Annotated in this window: 3 protein-coding genes; all 3 read right to left on the reverse strand. The window is 49.2% G+C overall.

What is annotated here, in order from left to right; translation table 11 throughout:
• Positions 1 to 2 precede the first annotated feature (2 nt).
• From MHB72_RS11395 to MHB72_RS11405, 3 genes are read right to left on the reverse strand one after another with little or no spacing between them, the layout of a single operon-like run.
• Entirely contained in the window at positions 3 to 7,643 is a 7,641-nt protein-coding gene (locus tag MHB72_RS11395; RefSeq protein WP_216920747.1) for a non-ribosomal peptide synthetase, read from the reverse strand.
• Positions 7,644 to 7,659: 16 nt separating this feature from the next.
• Positions 7,660 to 15,354 carry a non-ribosomal peptide synthetase gene (locus MHB72_RS11400; RefSeq protein WP_216920749.1) on the reverse strand — a complete coding sequence of 2,565 codons (7,695 nt, stop codon included), beginning with the start codon at positions 15,352 to 15,354 and terminating at the stop codon, positions 7,660 to 7,662.
• 26 nt (positions 15,355 to 15,380) lie between these two features.
• The gene (locus MHB72_RS11405) at positions 15,381 to 23,036 is read right to left on the reverse strand and encodes a non-ribosomal peptide synthetase (RefSeq protein ID WP_216920751.1); all 7,656 of its coding nucleotides are present in this window, start codon (positions 23,034 to 23,036) and stop codon (positions 15,381 to 15,383) included.
• Positions 23,037 to 23,291: the final 255 nt, after the last annotated feature.

Raw genomic sequence — 23,291 nt, forward strand, 5'->3', positions numbered from 1 at the left:
TCCTACAGTTCCTCGACAAAGCTCGCAATATTGTCCAAATCTTCCGCTGTTAACGATTGGCTGCTAAAATCGCTGACCGTTTTCTCTGTTTCTTGTTTATGTGCGCAATGTTTGATGATTTGGTGCAAATTATGTTTCACCATGTGCAGCAGCTGTTTCATTGTTGTTTTATGGAACCGGCTTGGCGGATAGCTCAAATTGAAATGCAGCTGATTTTGCCTTACCATGGCGCTCATTTCCAGCGTTTGCTCACGCTGCCATGTAGGTGTAATGTCTTTCCCGCTTGCAAGCCCCGAAAAGCTGAACTTTTGTTGGCGTTCTGTATCATTGAATTGCCCTAAATAATTAAAACCGATTTCAGGCGCTTTGCTGAACTGGATTGTTTTGTTTTCAGAGGATGTTAAATATTTCAAAATGCCGTATCCCATTCCTTTGTCCGGTATTCTGCCGAGTGTATCTTTGACTGTTTTCACTGCCAGCCCCAACTCGCCTTCGACTGCATGTAAATCAATCAACACAGGATATATTGTGGTAAACCAGCCGACTGTCCGGCTGATATCCAATTCAGGAAGGGTGTGATCTCTCCCATGTCCTTCCATCGCGATCCGCAGTTTCCTCTCTCCCATCCAATCACACAGGGCTAATGATGCTGCCGTCAGCAGAATATCCTGGGTGTCTGTGTTGTAGGCGTTGTTAACCTTGTGGATTAAAACGTGTGTGTCTTCTTCGGAAAGGGTAAAGCTTTCCGTTTTCCGAATGTTGTCCGCAGCGCTATGCGGTTTTTCACAAGAAAGTAAAGCGGCTTTTTCTTTTTCAACAGTGCGCCAATACGATTGTTCGCGAATGACCTTGCTGCTCTCTGCGTATTCGGCAAGCCGGTTTGCGAAATATTGGTATGAGTCCGTTTTCCGCGGAAGCTGAACCGGTTGTCCTGCGGCCGCCTGACTGTATGCTGCCGATAAATCCTCAAGCAAAATCCGCCATGAGACCCCGTCGACGACCAAATGATGAATGGTGAGAAATAAATAAGTTCCCGACATTGTGTTGAACAAGCCTGCTTTTAGCAGTGGGCCTGTTTGCAAATGGATACTGCGCTGCAAATCAGCGACTTCGTCTTCAATCAGCTTCTCCCATTGTGCCGTTTTAGAAAGGTCTCTTATGTTCAGGCTGTAAAGTTCTCCATGAATTCCCCTGTTAAATTGCTGCAGCTGGCCGCCGTCATCGATGATTGTCATGCGGAGGGCATCATGATGGATGACAAGATGCTGTAAAGCTGTTCGAAGCGGCTGTTCCTGAAATCCTTCTGAGCTATGAAGCATGACAGATTGGTTGAAATGCTGCCTCTTTTCGATATGCTGTGCGAGGAACCAGCGCTGAACGGGCGTCCAAGGTACTTCTCCTTCAATCGGCCGCTGATCTATATTTCTCTCAGTCTTGCGGATGAGAGGCGCGGCTTCTTTAATAGTTGGATGGCGGAATAAGTCGCCTGCCGTGATTTTCAAGTCAAACCGTCCAAGGCGCGCAGATACTTGGAGGGCTTTAATCGAATCGCCTCCCAGTTCAAAAAACGAATCCTCAATCCCGACTTTTTCAACGCCGAGCACCTCTTGCCAGATCACGGCAAGCCGTTCCTCCAGCTGGTTGCGCGGAGGGGCGTATGCTGTGTTGATTGCTGTGGTCTCCGGCTCAGGCAGCGCTCTTCTGTCGAGCTTTCCGTTTTGTGTCAGAGGCAAGGCGGCAAGCTCAACCAAATGCGCCGGGATCATAAACCCGGGCAATTGCTGAGAAAGAAGGGATCTGACTTTCTCGATATTCATTTCCGCTTGCAGACTCATATAGGCAAGGAGTTCTTTATGTCCTGAGGGACCGGTTCGCACGATGACGGCGGCTTCTTTGACACCGTCAATCTGCCGCAATGCTGCTTCAATTTCTCCCAGCTCAATCCTGTAGCCGCGAATTTTTACTTGATCATCCATCCGGCCGATATATTCAATCGACCCATCCTTCAGCCAGCGGGCCAAATCACCGGTCCGGTACATTCGTTCACCAGGTGTGAAGGGATTTGGCACAAATTTTTCTTTCGTCAGTTCAGGTCTCCCGAAGTAGCCTCTGGCTAGCCCGTCCCCGCCAACGCATAATTCTCCGATGACACCCATAGGCTGCAATCTCCCGCGGCTGTTGACAATATAAGCGGTTGAATTAGCGATTGGGCGGCCGATCGGAATGGAATGCTTATACTCGTGTTCAATCCGGAAGCACGTTGAGAATGTTGTGTTTTCCGTTGGGCCGTAGCCATTCCATAGCGCGAGATCCGGCGCCGCGTTGCGAACGCGATTGACATGGTTTGGCGACAGGGCTTCTCCGCCGAGAATCAATCTGGACAGGTCGGAAAATGTTCGTTCATTTTGTTCTGATAATTGATTAAATAAGGATGATGTCAGCCATAAAGTCGTGATGCCGTTCTGCTGTATGAATGTCTTGAGCCGATCGGAATCTAAATAAGTTTCCTTGTCACTGATGTATAAACAAGCACCGTTTAATAGCGGTCCGAATACTTCAAATGTCATCGCGTCAAATCCCAATGACGCTGTCAATAAAATCCTGTCTTCAGGTGAAAATGCCATATCGCTGTTTTTTACGAGACGGACGACGCCGCGCTGTTCAACCATTACGCCTTTTGGCGTGCCGGTTGATCCGGATGTATACATGATATAAGCGAGAGAATCAGGACCGCCCTGCTGTTCGGGATTGTTTGCTGAAATGCCGGCCTCAAGCTGGATGTCTTCTATGAATAACCGTTTTCCTGCCATATGAGATTCTAATCGATCTGATTGGAGGAGCATCACAGCATTGCTGTCAGACAACATCCATTCCAGCCGTTCTGTCGGCATGTCTTCAGTGACGGGAAGATAGGCTCCGCCGGCTTTTAAAATACCTAGAATTCCGACCGCAAGTTCAGGGGTGCGACTTGTTAATAGTGCGACAACACTTTCTGAACCGACGCCATTTGCTCGAAGCGCAGCGGCTATTCTGTTGGCGCGTTCGTTTAGTTCACGGTAAGTCAAGGTTTGCCTGTCATATATAACGGCCGGGGCGTGAGGTGTTTTGGCTGCTTGATATTCAAATAAACGGCTGATCGTTTCGTGTTTCGGGTAGTCTTGTTTTGTCTGATTAAATGTGTGAATGAATGAGCTTGTCTCATGTTCATCTAATACATGGATATCTCCGAGATGAATGTTCTGATGTTCGATCACATGATGGAGAATATGAATATAGTAGGAAAGCCATTTCTTGATCGTTTGTTTTTGATAGATGTCTGTATTGAATTCAACATCAAAACGGATTGTCTCTTGATCTTCTTCAGCTGCATAAAGAGTCATATCAAACTTAGAGACTTTATGGGCGTCATGAGCTATAGTCGTCAAATGCAAGTCATGCAGAGTCAGTGATTCCCGCTCCATATTTTGCAGAGCGAACATAACGTCAAACAACGGATTGCGGCTCATATCACGGACGACATCAAGCCTGTCGACAAGCTCCTCAAACGGATAATCCTGATGTTCGAACGCCTCAAGCGCCGTTTCGCGGACCTCCTTTAAGAAATCGCTGAAACATTTGTTTTCTGCCGGCTGCGTTCTGATCGCCAATGTGTTGACAAACATGCCGATGACAGGTTCTAAGTCTTTGTGCGGCCTTCCGGCGATCGGCGAACCGATGATGATGTCCTCCTGTCCGCTGAGACGGGCAAGAAGCGTGCTGTACGCGGCGAGAAGAACCATATACAGGGTGCAGCCGTTGTCGCGGGCGATCTTGTAAAGGCCGGCTGTTGTTTTCGCATCAAGCGTGCGGGACACTGTATCACCCGCAAAGCTTCGCACCGCCGAGCGGGCGTTGTCGGCCGGAAGCTCCAGTACCGGCAGCTCTCCGTCGAGCTGCTTCAGCCAATAGGCTTCCTGTCTGTTGTACCCCTCCCCTTGTTTGAATGCCTGTTGCCAGACAGCGTAGTCTTTATATTGAATCCGCAGCGGGTGAAGCGTCCGGCTGGCGTACAGCTCGCTGAATTCGCGGATTAAGGTGCCGACAGACACCCCGTCGGAAATGATGTGATGCATGTCTACCAACAACAGGTGGCTCTCCTCCGCTTCCTTCACAAGAGCGGCGCGGAAAAGCGGCGCTTCTTGAAGCCGGAACGGACGGACAAAGTCTTCAGCCGCGGCCAATTCCATCAGCTGAAACGGGACATCATCATGGATGCGCTGGACAGGCTCGCCGTCTGCCCCTGTTTCAAACGACGTCCTGAGCGATTCGTGGCGGCGGATCAGCTGCCTGAATACTTCATCAAGCCGCGCGCGGTCGAGCGGACCTGTCAGCTTAAGCGCAGCCGGCATATTGTAGCCGACACCGCCGTCTTCCAGCTGCTGAAGGACATACATCCGCTTTTGCGCCGAGGACACCGGGTAGGTGTCCTGTATTTCCGCCGGTTCAATCGCCGCATATGGGCTCTCATCCAATTCCTGAATCACGGCGGCGAGCTCTTCCAGTGTCGGCTTGGCAAAGATCTCCTTCAGCGGCACTTGCACGCCAAAGGCTTTGGCAATGCGGGAGACAAGCGCTGTCGCTTTCAGCGAGTGGCCGCCTTGTTCGAAAAAGTGGTCGCGAGTGCCGGCAGGGCCGTATTTCAGCACCTCTTCCCAAAGCTTGGCGAGCTTCATTTCCGTGATGGTTTGCGGCGCGGTGTAAGCGCGTCGTTCAGCCGCTCCGTCGGGAGCGGGCAGCGCCTTGCGGTCAAGCTTTCCGCTCGGTGTGACAGGCCACTCACGCATCTCGATGAATGATGAAGGCATCATGTAGGCCGGCAGGCGTTTGCCCAGTTCTGTCCTTGCGGTCTTTTGATCCTGACCTTCAATATAGGCGCAAAGCTCGGTTTCCTCCCCTTCTGTCCGGGCGACAACCGCCGCTTCCCGCACGCCGTCGATCTGGCGAAGCGCCGCTTCGACTTCTCCCGGTTCGATTCGGTAGCCGCGGATTTTCACTTGGCCGTCCATGCGGCCCAGCCATTCAACGGTGCCATCCGGGAGCCATCTCGCCAGATCGCCCGTTTGATACATGCGTTCCCCTCGATAAAACGGGTCATCGAGAAACCGTTCTTCTGTCAGCTCCGGACGGTTCAAGTAGCCCCTTGCGACGCCCGCGCCTGCGATATACAGTTCTCCGGCCACCCCTATGGGCTGGACAGCTTTCTCACTGTCTAAAATATAAAGACGGGCTCCCGGTACAGGTTTTCCGATCGGAAGCCGCATCCGTTCCCTGTTTTTTTCGTGTTCGTACCGAAAAAATGCGGCATCCACCGTAGCTTCTGTCGGCCCGTAGCCGTGAATGACCGCAGTCTCCGGCAAAGACCGGGCAAATCGGGCGGCTGTCTGGGGAGCGAGCGCTTCACCTCCGGCGAATACGCGTTTCAAGGTTTTCGCAAGGCTTGTCCTTTTCTCCTCTGTTTCCATCTCGACCTGGTCTAAAAAGCTGTTGGCCATCGCCGGGATAAAATGCGCCGTTGTCACCCCTTCATTGACGAAGGCTTCTGTCATTAAAGCGGGATCCTTCTCCCAGCCCTGCGGAAGCAAATACATGGAGGCGCCGGGAATCATCCACCAAAACAACTGCCAGATCGAAGCATCAAATGAAAACGATGACTTGAGCACGATGACATCATCTTCAGTTAATGGGAACTGGCGCTGCATCCCGGACAAAAAGGCGGCAGCCTGTCGGTGCTCAACCGCGACGCCCTTCGGTGTCCCGGTTGAACCGGATGTATAGATGACATAGGCGAGTGAGCCGCCATCTGTATGAACGCAAACCGATTCGGTCTCCGCTGTCTCCGCTTGAAACGATGACAGGTTGACTTCAAGCGTCTCACCGGCAAAACCGGAGACGGACAAACCCGGCCCTGTGACGAGAAGCTTGGCGCCGCTGTCGGCGAGCATGTATCTGAGCCGTTCTTCAGGATAGTCTGGATCAAGCGGCACGTAAGCGCCGCCGGCTTTCAAAACAGCCAGCACCGCGATCACCATCTCCGGTGAACGGTCGGCGAGGACGCCGACCACACTTTCTTTGGCAACGCCTTTTTTCTTCAACCGGACAGCGAGCTGATTGGTATACTGATCAAGCTCTCGATATGTTAAGGTACCGCCGGAAAAACGAAGCGCCGGCATGTTCGGCGACAGAGCTGCACGGCGGGTGAAAAAACCATGCAGCGTCGGCGCCAAAGGTGCAGCGGGCTCTGTTTGATTGAATTCGTACAGCATCTTTTTGGCAGTCTCTTCGCCAAGCAATGCAATTTGTGCGATTTGTTGATTGGGATCAGCGATGACAGAGCCTATAATATGGCGTAAATACAGTTCGATTTTTTTCATCATGGCTGGATCATACAGTCCGATATCAAAATTTATGCGAATATAAAGCGAGCTTCCCGGAATGATTTTAATGCTGCATCCATAGTTGGTAACTTCCTCCATATCGAAATCATCGACTGTGAAATCGAATGCATCAGCTTGATTCAGACTTTCAATTTCGCGCTGGGCCGGTATGTTTTCAAATACGACAATATGGTCAAACAGCTCATGTTTCAGCGTGCTTTGCGCCTGAATATCATATAAAGGATAATAACTGTACGCTTCCGCTTTCAGTGACTCCTGCTGCAAGTGGCTGACCAATGTCAAAAAGGACTCCGGCCCGCTTTTGACCCGGACGGGAATGGTGTTAATGAAAAGCCCGACCATTTTTTCTACGTCCTCAAGATCAGACGGCCTCCCGGAAATAACGGAGCCGAAGACTGCGTCATCACAGCGGTTGATCTTTTGCAGAATGATTCCCCATAATGCCTGAAAAACCGTATTCAGCGTCGCGCCTGCTTGCAAGGCCAATTTTCGCAGCCCTTCAGTCTGTTCTTTAGATAGGGTAAATGCCATCTGCTCAAGCTTTCCTTTTGAGGATGATGATGTTTTGGGCAGTGATGCGGTTTGTTTGACATCGATAAGCCTTGTTTTCCAAAAGGCTTCAGCTTCTTTTCGATCCTGTCGCATCAGCCATTTAATATACTTGCTGAATGGCTGAACCGGTTCAAAATCAGGAAGCTGCCCTTTTCCTAAAGCCTTGTAAATCGCAAGAAATTCTTTCATCACAATACCAAAGCACCAGCCATCCATTAAAATGTGATGATGGCTCCAAATACAATGATATTGTTCGTGCGCCCTTTTTAAGATAGATACTCTCATAAGAGGGTCTGTTTGCAGATCAAATCCTTTTTTCTTGTCGTCATGTTCGAATTGATCGACAAATGTTTCTTTAGCCGCCTCGTCCAGATGAGAAATATCAACAAATTGAAGGCGGCTTTGCCGCTCTTTTAACACGACTTGGCGCGGTTTTGCCACATTTTTGTGTATAAACGCAGTGCGGAAAATATCATAGCGTTCAATCAGCGCGTCTAAACTTTTTTGAAACCGTTCTGTATCAAGCGAGCCGTTTATCGTAAATGATGCCTGTTCAAAGTAGGCTCTAGATTCCTGATCCAATAGCGAGTGAAACAGCATGCCCTCCTGCATAAAAGATAAAGGATAGATATCTTGTATTTCCGGTTGCTGCACCATCAGCGACTCTCCTTTTCTATAATTTATTGACAGCTCCCATAATGTCGCTTAGTTCCTCCAAAGTTAAATCTTCATCAGTGAAGTCTGTTGCACTTTTTTCATGGTTTTCTTTTTCTGTGCAATGCTTGATGATCGTTTTGAGAAAAAATTGAACATGGTCTGCTAGAGCTTGTACTGTTTCTTTCTCATATTGAAGCCGGTTGTAGACAAAGTGCATGACGAGACATTCTGAAGATATGGCGCCGCTGATATCGAGAAGATGAGGCCGCTCCCAATCCGGACTGATCTCATGCCCCGCTTTGACGGGAGAAACGCGAAATCCGCTCGACTTGATATCTTCGTCAAACTGTCCCAAATAGTTAAAGCTGATGTCGGGACGCTGGAAATCTTCAGGTTCCCACATGCCGCCGATGTATTTCAGCACCCCGTAGCCAACGCCCTTATACGGAATACGGCGCAGCATGTCTTTTGTCCGCTTGATGTGGTAGCCGAAACGCTCATGATCATCTGCGGACTCCGGAAGGCTTGCATCGAGTAAAACAGGATAAATCGAGGTAAACCAGCCGACCGTCCGGCTGATATCGATATCCTCCAAATGCGCTTCTCTTCCATGGCCTTCTAAGCTGATTTTGAATCGATCATTGCCGGTCCATTTGTGAAGCGCAAGACCTAACGCGGCGAGTAATATGTCATTTGTATCTGTCGTATACGGCTTGTTTACAGCCGTTAACAGACGCTCTGTTTCTTGTTTTGTCAGCCGAATGTCTATGGTGTCTGTATCTTGCAGCAGATTCGTAATGGTTTCGGCATCTTTCGGAAGCGGTTCAACTCTTGTTTTTTCCCTTTCAGTCCAGTAATCTATTTCCCGTAATAGCTGTCGGCTTGTTGCGTAATCAGTCAGCCGCTTGGCATAGGTTTGATAGGAATCTGTCTTTTCCGGAAGCACGATTTCTTTTCCCGCCAGGGCCTGTTTGTATCCGGCGGTTAAATCTTCGAAGAGGATGCGCCATGATACTCCGTCGATGACAAGGTGATGAATCACAAGCAGCAAATGATCGCCGTCCGATCCGCGAAAAACGCCGGCTGCAACAAGCGGCCCTGTCTGAAGCTGAATCGATTTCTGAATATGTTCCGCGGCCCTTTCAATCATCACATGCTCTTGAGCTAATGATCCTGCTTCTCTTACATCAAGCAGTTCAAACGAAAACAGCTCCTCTTTGGCAAGCTCTTCGGCTCTGTTGTACTGTGTTAAAACTCCGTCTTGATATCCGCATACCATCCGCAATGCGTCATGATGGACCACGATATGGGCGAGCGTTTTTTGCAGAGCTGTTTCATCAAATCGCGCGGAACTGTGCAGCATGACAGATTGATGAAAGTGATCGTGTGACAAAGATTGTGAGAAAAACCAGTGCTGTACAGGCGTCAGCGGCACTTCGCCGTTGACGGGCGCTTGATCAATCTCGCGCCGGACTTTCGTTACCCGCTTTGACAGCTCGCCAAGCGTCTGATGTTTAAACAGCTCGCGAACCGTTGTTTCATAGCCTCGCTGCTTTAGCCTTGCGCATACTTGCAGCGCTTTAATAGAATCTCCGCCAAGGTGAAAGAAATGGGCGTTCACACCGAGCCCCTCCATTCCTAAGAGCTCTTCCCAAATCTCAGCCATCATCTGTTCAATATCGTTTCTTGGGCTTATATCTTCACCTGCGCCCTGATTGGCCGCCGGTTCTGGCAGCGCATTTTCGTCGAGCTTGCCGTTAGCTGTCAGTGGCAGTTCATCAACCTGTATGATCCGCGCGGGTATCATGTATTCCGGGAGGAGCGTTCTGAGAGATGTACGAATCTCTGCTTCATTCAGGCTTTGCGCCGTTACCGCATATCCATAGATCGATTGCTGTCCGTCTTTGTCATTTCTTGTTATGACTGCTGCTTCCTTGATTGGAGGCAGTTCTTGAAGGGCGCTTCTGATTTCTCCCAACTCAATCCGGTATCCTCTGATCTTCACTTGCGCATCTTTTCTGCCGACATATTCCAGCTCGCCGTTTGGCATCCTTTTGACGATGTCTCCCGTACGATACAGGCGCTGACCTCCGACATATGGATTTGTGATGAATCGGGAAGCGGTCAGCTCTTCACTGTTGATATAGCCTCTTGCGACTCCGGCGCCTGCGATATACAGTTCTCCCGGCACACCGACAGGCTGCAGGTTCATATAGGCGTCCGCGACATAGGCTTGTAGGGTTGCCAGAGGTTTTCCGATATTGCTTTTATTGTGTTTCATATCGGTTCGAGTCAGCTTTTTATACGTGGCGTGCACCGTTATTTCGGTAATGCCGTACATATTGATGAGATCCGTTTCTGGATACTTCTCAATCCAGTTCATCAGCATCCCGGGCTGCAGGGCTTCTCCCCCGAAGATGACATAGCGGAGCTGTAAGCGGTCCGAATGCCTTAATTCTTCATCGATAAGCCCGTGAAAAGCTGTAGGCGTCTGGTTTAGCACAGTCACGCCTTCTTTTTGTAAAAGCCGCCGGTAGACATGGGGATCGCGGGCGGTTTCTTTCGGGACAATGACAATTTTTCCGCCGTGTAAAAGAGCGCCGAATATTTCCCAAACCGAGAAGTCGAAACAATAGGAATGGAACAGTGTCCAGACGTCCCGGGATCCGAATGAAAAAGGCAGCTCGTCATGTTTGATCAGGCTGACCACATTGCGGTGTTCAATCACTACACCTTTTGGCTTTCCTGTTGTTCCTGATGTGTAGATCACATATGCCGGCTGTTCGGCTGATATCGGCTGGCGCCGCCTTTTCGCTGCGGCTTTTTCTGCCTCGTCAATATATAAAACAGGTATGTCTATAGGTTCTTCCCATTGTTGTCCGGATTGAGTAAGCAGCAGTTTGGCCCCGCTGTCATTCAGCATAAAGCGGATCCGTTCAGCTGGATAATCAGGGTCGATCGGCAAATAGGCGCCTCCCGCTTTTAAGATGCCGAGAATCCCAACCAGCATATCGAGTGAACGGTCTGTCATTAAACCGACCACTTGCCCTGAACCGACACCATGTTCATTCAACACAGCAGCTGTCCGTTCAGCCTTTTCATCAAGATCCCGGTAAGACAGCTGCCGATCATCGATCACGGCGGCTATTTGATCCGGAGCGGCCATTGCCTGTTTTTCAAATAGACTCGCGATGTTCTCTTGTCTCGGGTATTCAGCCGTTTCTCCTGCAGCATTGATCAGCATGTTTTGTTCTTTCGGAGTCAGCATTTGCATGTCGGACAGTTTCATGTCGTGATTGGCCGACATGCTGCCGATTAGCGCTTTAAAATGATCAGACCAGCGCGCGACCGTTGCCTTTTCAAATAAGGCGGTACTGTACTCAAAATGACAGCTGATCGTACCGTCATCTTGTTCTTCGGCATGCAAAGTCAAATCAAACTTTGACGAGTGATGCGGCAGTTTATGTGATAAAAGCGTCAGTTCCGGTAATTCCACCTTGAAATCATCGCTGTTTTCAAGCACCAGCATAGCGTCAAAAAGCGGGTTGCGGTTCACTTCTCGTGGGGCGTCAAGGTGTTGGACGAGCTCCTCAAACGGATAATATTGGTTGTCAACAGCCTCAAGTGTCAGTGTTTTGATCTCTTTCAAATATGTACGGACTGTTTTATTCCCTTCAGGCTTGCTTCGCATCGCCATTGTATTCACGAACATCCCGATCACGCCATCAAGTTCTGCGCGTTCTCGGCCATGTGCCGGCGAACCGATGACAATATCCTCTTGGCCGCTCAGTTTAGAAAGAAAGACTGAGAAGCCAGCCAGCAACACCATATATAACGTTGAACCGGTCTCATCCATTAACTGGCGCAGCTTTGCCCCTGTTTCCCTGTCAATATGCGTGGTCAAAGTGTCTCCGCTAAAATCGGGGAGAAGCGGCCGTTTTTGATCAAGCGGCAAGTCCAGCACCGGCAACGTTCCCTTCAGCACTTCCAGCCAGTACTGTTTTTGGCTGCCGAATGCCCCGGCTGAAAACTGTTCATTTTGCCATACAGCGAAATCTTTATATTGCAGTGTCAATGGAGGCAGCTCTTTCCCGCTGTAAATGGCCGAGAATTCACGAATAAACGTGCTCATTGACATACCGTCAGCAATGAGATGATGCATATCAAGCAGGAAGAAATGCCGGTCTTTGTTCAACGCGGCTAAGCAGACTCTGATCAGCGGAGCTCTTTCAAGATCAAACGGCTGAACGAACGATTCCAACACTTCATTGAGCGATTTCTCGGATTGGATGTGCAACTCTGTCCACTTCACTTCGGCAGATGATACGACTTTTTGCATCGGCTCCCCGTCCTGTAAAACAAACGAAGTGCGCAGCGCTTCATGTCTGTCGATTAATGTTGCAAAAGTTTCTTTCAATCGCTTTCGGTTCAGTGTTCCGCAGAGTTCCAAGCAAGCGGGCATGTTGTAGCTTGTACTGTCTTTTGCCAGCTGATGCAGGGCATAGAGCCTTTTTTGCGCGAAAGACAAAGGATACAGATTTTTTTCCGGCGCCGGTTTTATCTCCGGACGGGTCTCACTTTTGACCCGATCTATTGCAGAAGCCATGCTGGCAATCGTCGGATATGAAAAGACTTCGCGAATCGGCAGCTGAACATTAAGCCGCTGATAGATTTTTGAGACAAGCGCCGCCGCTTTAAGAGATTGACCGCCCAATTGGAAGAAATCATCATGTATGCTAATCCGCTCCCGCTTCAACACGTCTTGCCAAATCGACATAAGCTCTGTTTCCAGCAAAGTGCGGGGCGCTTTCGGCATGACGTCTGTCCCGCCTGAATGTGCCGGTTCCGGGAGACCGGAGCGATCCAGCTTTCCGCTCGTTGTAAGCGGCATTTTGGGCAGTATTGTAAAGCTGTCAGGCATCATATAGGCCGGCAATTTCCCGGCAAGGGCTCTATGCAGGTCCAAGCGCTCTGTTTCCTTTTGCAACACAACATAAGCCGCAAGCTCCTGTTCTCCATCTGCTGTGGTGCGTACGAGTGCCGCCGCGTCTTTTACCCCGGAAATACCGCGAAGTGCGGATTCAATTTCTCCTAGTTCTATTCTGAATCCTCTGACTTTTACTTGGTGATCCAGGCGTCCAAGGTATTCGATCGTTCCATCCGGCAAAAAGCGCGCCTTATCCCCTGTCCTGTACAGCCGTTCTCCTTCATGAAAGGGATGGGCGGTAAAGGCTTGATCTGTCAATTCCTTTTGCTGAAAGTACCCTTCAGCAAGGCCTTTTCCTGAAATGCATAATTCACCGACAGCACCGATCGGCTGAAGGAGGTTCCCGTGCATAATATAGACAGATGTATTATCAACCGGCCGTCCGATTGTCAATCGCTCGCTTTTCTGAAGATTCCGCAGCACCGTCGTTGACACGCTGTTTTCTGTCGGTCCGTATTCGTTTATCAGTTCGGCGTTGCTGCAAATCTCGCGGCTTACGGTGATTAAATCAGGTGTCACGGCTTCCCCGGCGAATGTCACAGCCCGGAGTGTTTCCGCGTCTGTTTTTGTCAAGGTCTCCAGCAGTACGCGGTATAAGGAAGGAACGAAGAGCAGATGGCTGACGCCGTGTTGGGCGATAAGCTGTTTCATAGCCACGACATCTTTTGCATCATCTTCATCGGTCAGCAAGACGCAGGAGCCTGACAGAAGCGGTGTGAACAGACCTGTTATTGACCCGTCAAACACATATGAAAAGAGATGGAGCGCGATATCGCGGTCTGTCATGCTGTATTCTTCCCGTCTCCATTGCAATGTATTGGAAATGCTTCTGTGGCTGACGAGCACCCCTTTGGGCTGCCCCGTTGTCCCTGATGTATAAATGATGTAGGCCCAATTTTCGCTGTCTGACTGTGCTGAAAGAGCGGCTTTTGGTTCCGCGTCTGTTTCTTCAATTGTGACAATCTTCCCTTTGTAATCCGCAGGGATAAAAGGGAGCAGTTCATGTTGCGTAACGAGCCATTTGGCTTGACTGTCGCGTAAGAGAAACGAGAGCCGCTCAGGCGGATGATCCGGATCAAGCGGCATATACGCACTGCCCGATTTCCAGATGCCGAGAAGAGCTGCGACAGTTTCTTTTGAGCGGCGCAGCATAACAGCTGCAACTTGATTTGGACCTGCGCCTTCTTTCCTTAGCGCACGAGCGATTTGATTAGCTCGCTCATCTAATTCACGGTAGCTCCAGCTTGTTTCATTGAATCTGAGCGCCTCTTGTTTCGGTGTTTTGGCGGCCTGCTCTTCAAACAGCTCATAAACTGTTTGATCCGGATAAGTTCGCTGTTTGCCGTGAAAGGAATGAATCAGTTTTTTTTCAGCGAGTGGCACGGGATCAATGCTTGTGATCAATTGATCGGGATCTGATAGTATACAATCGATCACTTCTTTTACATGCCCTTGAAGCCGAAGTATGTCGGTTTGATCATAGACCTCGGCGTTATAGCTGAATTTTATGTAAAAGGTCTCACCGGGAACAATGACAATATTCAAGTCGTAATTGGTTTCCTCTGACGTGGAAAAATGATCAAGATGAAGAGCGTTTTCCTCCGATTCTTCCCAGCCGTTAACCTCTTTCTGCATTTGGACGGGATAATTTTCAAATACAAGGATATGATTGACCAGGTCTTTGTTTAAGCCGCTCTCGTTTTGAATCTCATAGAGAGGATAATAGCCGTGATCTTCACAAGTCAGGATGTCTTTTTGCACCTGTTTGGCGAGTGAAGAAAATGACATACCCGCAGAAGAGCGAATCCGGACAGGCACCGTGTTAATGAACAGTCCGGCCATTGATTCGATCCCGTCAATGGCGGAAGGCCTCCCTGAAACAACTGCGCCGAATACAGCGTCATCAGTCGCGTTGTAGCGGTGCAGAAGCAAGCCCCATATACTTGTAAACAATGTGTTTAACGTCACGCCCAATCGCCTTGCTAAATCGGAAAGTTTTTCAACCGTTTCCGGCTTGAGTGAGAATTGAAGGTGACTCGGTGTATAAACGCCTTCTGTTGTTTTGCTTTTTGAACCGGGGACAGAGACAGGCTCCCCGTACCCTTCCAAATAATCGGACCAGAAGGCAGCTGTTTTTTCTCTACTCTGACCGCGAAGCCAAGTCATGTATGTGCTGTAAGGCGCCGGCTTCCCAAGGTGGAAAGGCCGGCCGTTTCTTAGAGCGTAGTACATATGGAAAAAATCTTGCAGCACAATACCTAAGCTCCATCCATCCATCATGATGTGGTGGTGGGTCCAGACGCATGTATGTCGTTTTTCTCCTGTTTGATACAGGGTCAGCCGCATTAATGGGCCTTTTTGCAGGTCGAACCGTTGAAGCCGATCTGCTTGTTTGCAGCTATTTATCAACGTATTCTGTTGTTCAGCCGTCAAGGCAGAAATATCCTCCGTCTGAACAGCTACTTTTCGGTGTGATAGAACGACTTGCTGCGGCCCGTCCAGATCAGGCACCTCTTTTATATAAATCGTTCTGAAAATGTCGTAACGTTCAATCAATAGATCCAGACTCTTCTGAAATGAATCCAGACACAAATCACCGCTGATGGTGAAGGAAATTTGTTCAATATAGGCGTTTGAATCAGGGTGAAGCAGTGAATGAAACAGCATTCCTTCCTGCATATACGACAATGGATAAATATCTTGAATCTCTGTCTCTTGCGCCATGAATGCCACACACCTTTCCGGCGAAATTAAAGTTCTTTTACGAGATTGGCAATACTTTCGAATGAAGCGGAAGTCAATTGTTTATTGCTGAAATCGCTCAATGTTTTTTCTCGTTTTTTCTTGGCGGAACAATGCTCAATGACCTCACAAAGGCGGTCATAGAAGCCATCCATAAATGTTTCAATCGTACGCCTGGAAAAGACGTCGGTATAGACAGTTTGAATATCAAGCCGCTGATTGACGACCATTGCATTAATGTCCAAATCAAATTCTCTCGGCCGCTCTTCTGCAATGTTGTGGCGCGGCTGATAAGGAGACATCCGCATCATTCCTTCGAGACCGTCGAACTGTCCGAGATAGTTAAAGCAGATTTCAGGTTCACGGTGCTGAATACGTTGGGACGATTGCAAAAGCCCGTATCCGGTTCCTTGGTTCGGCACGCGTCTCATCATGTCTTTCACGTTTTTTATACGGCAAGCGGTTTTTTCGCTTGAATTGTCCGGTGCACTCATGTCCAGAAGAACCGGATAAATCGAGGTGAACCATCCTACAGTTCTGGAAATATCAATGTCCGGAACATGTCCTTCCCTGCCATGTCCCTCAACACTGACAAGGAAATGCTCACGTTTCGTCCAATCGGCAAGCGCCATTCCCAAGGCCGCCAGCATCAGTTCATTCACCTCTGTGCCGTATGCCTGTTTTGTCTGAAACAGCAGCTGGTTTGTCAGTTTCACGCTTAACATGCGCGAAGCGATGAGTGCCGTTTTTTGCAGCCTGTCCGCATTCCTATGACCGTCTTTTGGTAATGCGGTCGTTTCAAAAGATATCGCATGCTCCCAATATGCCGCTTCCTCAAGCAGTTCGTTGCTTGTTGACAATGGATGCAGCCTGTTTGCATATGTTACGTAAGAATCGCTTTTCTGCGGCAATTTAATTTTTCTGTCTGCTAAAGCTTGCTGATAAGCTGTTTGTAAATCTTCAAGCAAAATTCTCCATGACACACCATCCACAATCAGATGATGAATGGCGATCAGCAGATGGTCTGCATCCCGCAATCTGAACAATCCAATGTGACAAAGGAGTCCTTCGTCCAAACGCATTGCCCGCTGTATTCGTTTTTCCTCCGCTTCTATGCGTTCGGCAATCTGCGTCTCATCGGCGAGGTCTATGGTCTTAAAGCTGAATCCATCCTCATCCGTTTGACTGATTCCGCGATTATATTGAAGGATGCGTCCGTTATCGTCTTTTTTAAACATCATCCGCAAGGCGTCATGATGCTTGATTAAAGCGGATACGGCCCGGCGTAGTGCAGTCTCGTCCAATCTTTTTTCACTTGTGAGCATGACTGCTTGATTGTAATGATGTTCAAAGGCGCCAGGATAGGCAAAAAACCTTTGCTGTACAGGTGTTAGACTGGCATTCCCTTCAACAGGTCCCTGATCGGCAATTGATACGGTCGGAGTCAGGTGACTCGCCAGTTCTTCAATGGTCGGAAATTGAAATAAATCCCGAATCGTCATATCCCATCCTTCAGCGGCAAGACGAGCCGACACTTGCAGCGCTTTTATGGAGTCTCCCCCCAGCTGAAAGAAAGAGTCGGTGATGCCGGCTTGCCGTACATGGAGCACATCCTCCCAAATCCGGCATAGCAATGCTTGTTTTTCATTTTGCGGGGCATGGTAAGTTTCCAGGGGCTGAACATGTGCAGCAGGCAAAGCGTCTTTATTCAATTTTCCGTTAAATGTAAGCGGCATTTTCTCTAAACCGACAAAATGGGCTGGAATCATGTAAGCCGGAAGCCTTTTTGCCAAATCTAAACGCAAATCGATGATGTCTGTTTCTTTAGGAACGACGTATGCCGCCAAATAGGTTTTCCCTTCAATATCTTTTTGAATGGCGACTACCGCTTCTTTGACATGCTCGTTCTTCAAAAGCGCATTTTCTATTTCTTCGAGCTCAATTCTGTAGCCCTTTATTTTGACTTGTTGATCAAGACGCCCATAAAGACGGAGGGTGCCGTCAGGAAGCCAGCAGGCCTGATCTCCGGTTTGATACAGCGGCCGACCTTGCGCTAATGGATCGCTGAATTTGGCTTTTGTCAATTCAGCTTTTTGCCAATAGCCTTTGGCCACGCCTTCTCCCCCAATAAAAAGTTCTCCCGGGACGCCGATGGGCTGAACTTGTTTGTTCTTGTTGAGAACATACATTTGTACATTTGGGAGCGGAATGCCGATCGGTACAAAATCGTGATAAGGCTCTTTACTCATCGTGATTTCATAATAGCTTGAATCAATGGTCGCCTCTGTTACACCGTAGCTGTTGATGATCCGCATCTCTTTTCCGAATCGTTCATTTAATGTGTAAAAATCCTTTGCACTGACAATATCTGAGCCCAGAATCAGCACCTTTAGGCTCGGTAATCGATATTTCCGCCGGTAAACATATTCCATAAAGGGAACAATCAGGGCTGGTGTCGATTCCATTAATGTAATCTGCTGTTGATTCATCAGCTTACATAACAGTTCGGGCTCAATTCGGACATCATCCGGGCAAATCACAAGCGTTCCCCCGTCTAAGAATGCCCGAGCTATGTCTCCTGAAAAGACATCAAACGAGAAACTGGCCATTTGCAGCACTCTCGCCGGTGTGCGGTCAAGCTCATAGATGCTTCGCCAAGCAAGCGCTGCATGTGTGAAATTGCGATGTCTGACTTCAACTCCTTTTGGCACTCCTGTTGTTCCCGAAGTATAGATGACATAGGCAGTATCTTTTGGAGTTGCTGTTGAAACCATATTTTCCTCGTGCAGGCCATTATGTTCATGGTCAAGCTGGATGCAAGGCATACTGCCATCTGTCAAAAGTGAAGCGATATCTATATATTCAGCCTGGGCCAGTAGCGCAGATGCTTCGCTGTCTTTTAATAAAAACCGAATTCTTTCTTCTGGATAATGGGAATCTATCGGGATATACGCTCCTCCCGCTTTCAGCACGGCCAAAACACCTATGATGGCTTCAATCGAACGATTGGCCAAAATCGCAACTCGTTTTCCAGGACCGATTCCGGCTGTTTGAAGCGTCCGCGCCAGTCGATTGGCGCGACCATTCAATTGGTGATAGCTGATCTGTTTCGAGCCCTCAATGACTGCGATTTTCTGAGGATTATTCGCTGTTGTTTCTTCAAACAGTTCGTGAAACACTGCTGTTCGTTCTGGAAGTTGAAGGTGTTTGTGATTAAATTCAACAAGAATTTGGTATTGATCTTCATCGTTCAGAAGATTGAAGCGTGCAAGATCTGTCTCGGGCTGATGGGCGATATGGCGCAAAAGTACAAGCAAATGTTTCATCCAGCGCTCGATGGTTGTTTTTAAGAAAAGATCGGTGCTGAATTCCATGTCGAGACGGATATTCCCGTTAGATTCGCAAGCGGTCAATGTAAGGTCAAAAATAGATACTTGATGGGCAAATGTTTGAACGCGATTGACTTGAAGGCCGGCTAATTGCATATCGTGCTGTTCCATGTTTTGCAAAATAAACATGGCGTCAAACAGCGGATTGCGGCTCATATCACGGACGACATCGAGCCGGTCGACAAGCTCCTCAAACGGATAATCCTGATGTTCGAACGCCTCAAGCGCCGTTTCGCGGACCTCCCTTAAAAAATCGCTGAAACATTTGTTTTCTGCCGGATGCGTTCTGATCGCCAATGTGTTGACAAACATGCCGATGACAGGTTCTAAGTCTTTGTGCGGCCTTCCGGCGATCGGCGAACCGATGATGATGTCCTCCTGTCCGCTGAGACGGGCAAGAAGCGTGCTGTACGCGGCGAGAAGAACCATATACAGGGTGCAACCGTTGTCGCGGGTGATCTTGTATAGGCCGGCTGTTGTTTTCGCATCAAGCGTGCGGGACACTGTATCACCCGCAAAGCTTCGCACCGCCGGGCGGGCGTTGTCGGCCGGAAGCTCCAGCACCGGCAGCTCTCCGTCGAGCTGCTTCAGCCAATAGGCTTCCTGTCTGTTGTACGCCTCTCCTTGTTTGAATGCCTGTTGCCAGACGGCGTAGTCTTTATATTGAATCCGCAGCGGGGCAAGCATCCGGTTGGCGTACAGCTCGCTGAATTCGCGGATTAAGGTGCCGACAGACACCCCGTCGGAAATGATGTGATGCATGTCCACCAACAACAGGTGGCTCTCCTCCGCTTCCTTCACAAGAGCGGCGCGGAAAAGCGGCGCTTCTTGAAGTCGAAACGGACGGACAAAGTCTTCAGCCGCGGCCAACTCCATCAGCTGAAACGGGACATCATCATGGATGCGCTGGACAGGCTCGCAGTCTGCTCCAGTTTCAAACGACGTCCTGAGCGATTCGTGGCGGCGGATCAGCTGCCTGAATACTTCATCAAGCCGGGCGCGGTCGAGCGGTCCTGTCAGCTTAAGCGCCGCCGGCATATTGTAGCCGACACCGCCGTCTTCCAGCTGCTGAAGGACATACATCCGCTTTTGCGCCGAGGACACCGGGTAGGTGTCCTGTTTTTCTGCCGGTTCAATCGCCGCATGCGGGCTTTCATCCAATTCCTGAATCACGGCGGCGAGCTCTTCCAGTGTCGGCTTGGCGAAAATCTCCTTCAGCGGCACTTGCACGCCAAACGCTTTGGCGATGCGGGAGACGAGCGCAGTCGCTTTCAGCGAGTGGCCGCCTTGTTCGAAAAAGTGGTCGCGAATGCCGGCAGGGCCGTATTTCAGCACCTCTTCCCAAAGCTTGGCGAGCTTCATTTCCGTGATGGTTTGCGGCGCGGTGTAAGCGCGTCGTTCAGCCGCTCCGTCGGGAGCGGGCAGCGCCTTGCGGTCAAGCTTTCCGCTCGGTGTGACAGGCCAGTCACGCATCTCGATGAATGATGAAGGCATCATATAGGCCGGCAGGCGTTTGCCTAGTTCTGTCCTTGCGGTCTTTTGATCCTGACCTTCAATATAGGCGCAAAGCTCGGTTTCCTCCCCTTCTGTCCGGGCGACAACCGCCGCTTCCCGCACGCCGTCGATCTGGCGAAGCGCCGCTTCGACTTCTCCCGGTTCGATTCGGTAGCCGCGGATTTTCACTTGGCCGTCCATACGGCCCAGCCATTCAACGGTGCCGTCCGGGAGCCATCTCGCCAGATCGCCCGTTTGATACATGCGTTCCCCTCGATAAAACGGGTCATCGAGAAACCGTTCTTCTGTCAGCTCCGGACGGTTCAAATAGCCCCTTGCGACACCCGCGCCTGCGATATACAGTTCTCCGGCCACCCCTATGGGCTGGACAGCTTTCTCACTGTCTAAAATATAAAGACGGGCTCCCGGTACAGGTTTTCCGATCGGAAGCCGCATCCGTTCCCTGTCTTTTTCGTGGTCGTACCGAAAAAATGCGACATCCACCGTAGCTTCTGTCGGCCCGTAGCCGTGAATGACCGCAGTCTCCGGCAAAGACCGGGCAAATCGGGCGGCTGTCTGGGGAGCGAGCGCTTCACCTCCGGCGAATACGCGTTTCAAGGTTTTCGCAAGGCTTGTCCTTTTCTCCTCTGTTTCCATCTCGACCTGGTCTAAAAAGCTGTTGGCCATCGCCGGGATAAAATGCGCCGTCGTCACTCCTTCTTTTGTGAAGGCCTCTGTCATCAAAGCGGGATCCTTCTCCCAGCCCTGCGGAAGCAAATACATGGAGGCGCCGGGAATCATCCACCAAAACAACTGCCAGATCGAAGCATCAAATGAAAACGATGACTTGAGCACGATGACATCATCTTCAGTTAATGGGAACTGGCGCTGCATCCCGGACAAAAAGGCGGCAGCCTGTCGGTGCTCAACCGCGACGCCCTTCGGTGTCCCGGTTGAACCGGATGTATAGATGACATAGGCGAGTGAGCCGCCATCTGTATGAACGCAAACCGATTCGGTCTCCGCTGTCTCCGCTTGAAACGATGACAGGTTGACTTCAAGCGTCTCACCGGCAAAACCGGAGACGGACAAACCCGGCCCTGTGACGAGAAGCCGGGCGCCACTGTCAGCGAGCATATATCTGAGCCGTTCTTCAGGATAGTCTGGATCAAGCGGCACGTAAGCGCCGCCGGCTTTCAAAACAGCCAGCACCGCGATCACCATCTCCGGTGAACGGTCGGCGAGCACGCCGACCACACTTTCTTTGGCAACGCCTTTTTTCTTCAACCGGACAGCGAGCTGATTGGTATACTGATCAAGCTCTCGATATGTTAAGGTACCGCCGGAAAAACGAACCGCCGGCATGTTCGGCGACAGAGCTGCACGGCGGGTGAAAAAGCTATGCAGCGTCGGCGCCAAAGGTTTGACGGAATCTGTTTGGTTAAAAGCAGACAAAATCCGTTCCTTTTCGTTGGACTCTACCATATCGATGTTTTTAATCGGCTGGTCCGGCTTCTCAAGCGCCTTCTCCAAAACGGTTAAAAGATGGGATTGAATCCGTTTGATGTTATGTTCAGTAAACATAGCGGTTTGATAATCAAAATTTAACTGTATGATACCGGTATCAAGGCGCTCTTTAATTGAAACAGACAGCTGATTTGCAGTGCGCCCGCTGAAATACATGGCCGTTTCATATTCAAATCCATCCGCTTGTTGCCATTGAAGCGGCTGATACTGTATGGAAGTGACAATTAAATTTTGCAGATCACCATGCTGATGCCTTAATTCGTTCATCAGCAGATTGTAGGGATATTTTTGATGACGCATGACTGAAAGCTGTTCTTTCCCGATGCTTGTGACAAATGAAAGAACATCACAATCCGTATCAACTTCCATTCTGATTGGCAGTGTGCTCACAAACATACCGAGCATGTCTTTTTCCAGCCTGGAGGCGCGGTTTCCGTAATAGGTCCCAATCACAATATCCTTGCTGGATGTCATTCTGCTGATGCATATGTAAAACGAAGCCATAAACAGAGAAAGAATGCTAATTTGATGCTTTTCGCAAAAGTGTCGGATTGATTCTGCCAAGGGATGTGAAAGAGTCAGGGTTTCTCTTAAAGCGGCGGTGCTTTGTTGTTGAGGCAAGGCTTTTTCTGTTAGTGGGAAATGTTCTGGAATGGTGTGGTAGGTGTTTGTCCAAAATAAACGGTCTTTTTCAAACCGGGAAGATTGCAAGTATTGCTTCTCTTTTTCGATATAGGTGAGATAGGAAGGTTCATGATGTTGAGGTAAGGGTTCATTCCGAATCATTTTTTGATACATCTCAATCAGTTGATTGCCTAGCAGATTAAGAGAAATACCGTCCATTATGATATGGTGGAATTTTGCATAGAGCCAAACTTCTTCGCTCGAAATCGCCAGCAGGGTGAATTGATAAAGCGGTGAATGAAACAGCTTAAACGGAATCGAAGTCTGATCGTCAATCCACTTATTCCGTTCGGACTTGCCGGCCTTTGTCAAATCAATGGTCTCTATGGAAAGCGAGCGATGTTCAGCGAGATAAAGATCAGGCTCTTCCCCTTTCCCTTCTGTCAGCTGAAAATGAAGTGAATCATGCCGGGAAACTGAAAAATCCAAAGCCCGCCGCAGCACATCAAGGTCAATAGCGCCCCTGAATTTGACACAGGCTGCAAGATTGCAGATACTTGTACCCGGATCGAGCAGCTCGGTAAACCATACTCTCCTTTGAGCATGGGTCAAAGTGTAGGTTGTGTTCAATGGAACCCCTCCATTTCAAATATAAGAGAATAAAAAAGTAAAATAATTACAGGTTATATGACAATATATGGCTAAATCATACGTATGAGAATCATTGTAATACAAATTCGATAAAATACAACAATGTTTACAATAAATTCAATAATTTTTTAGAAAATGGTTATTTTATCTCATCTACAAAATTCTTGTCTTTACTGCTCATAACATAAGAAAAGCTCTAAAGCGGAGAAAATATCACGATGTTTATACCATTTT

Origin of the sequence: Bacillus sp. FSL K6-1284, assembly GCF_038002625.1 — a bacterium.
Classification (GTDB): domain Bacteria; phylum Bacillota; class Bacilli; order Bacillales; family Bacillaceae; genus Bacillus; species Bacillus paralicheniformis.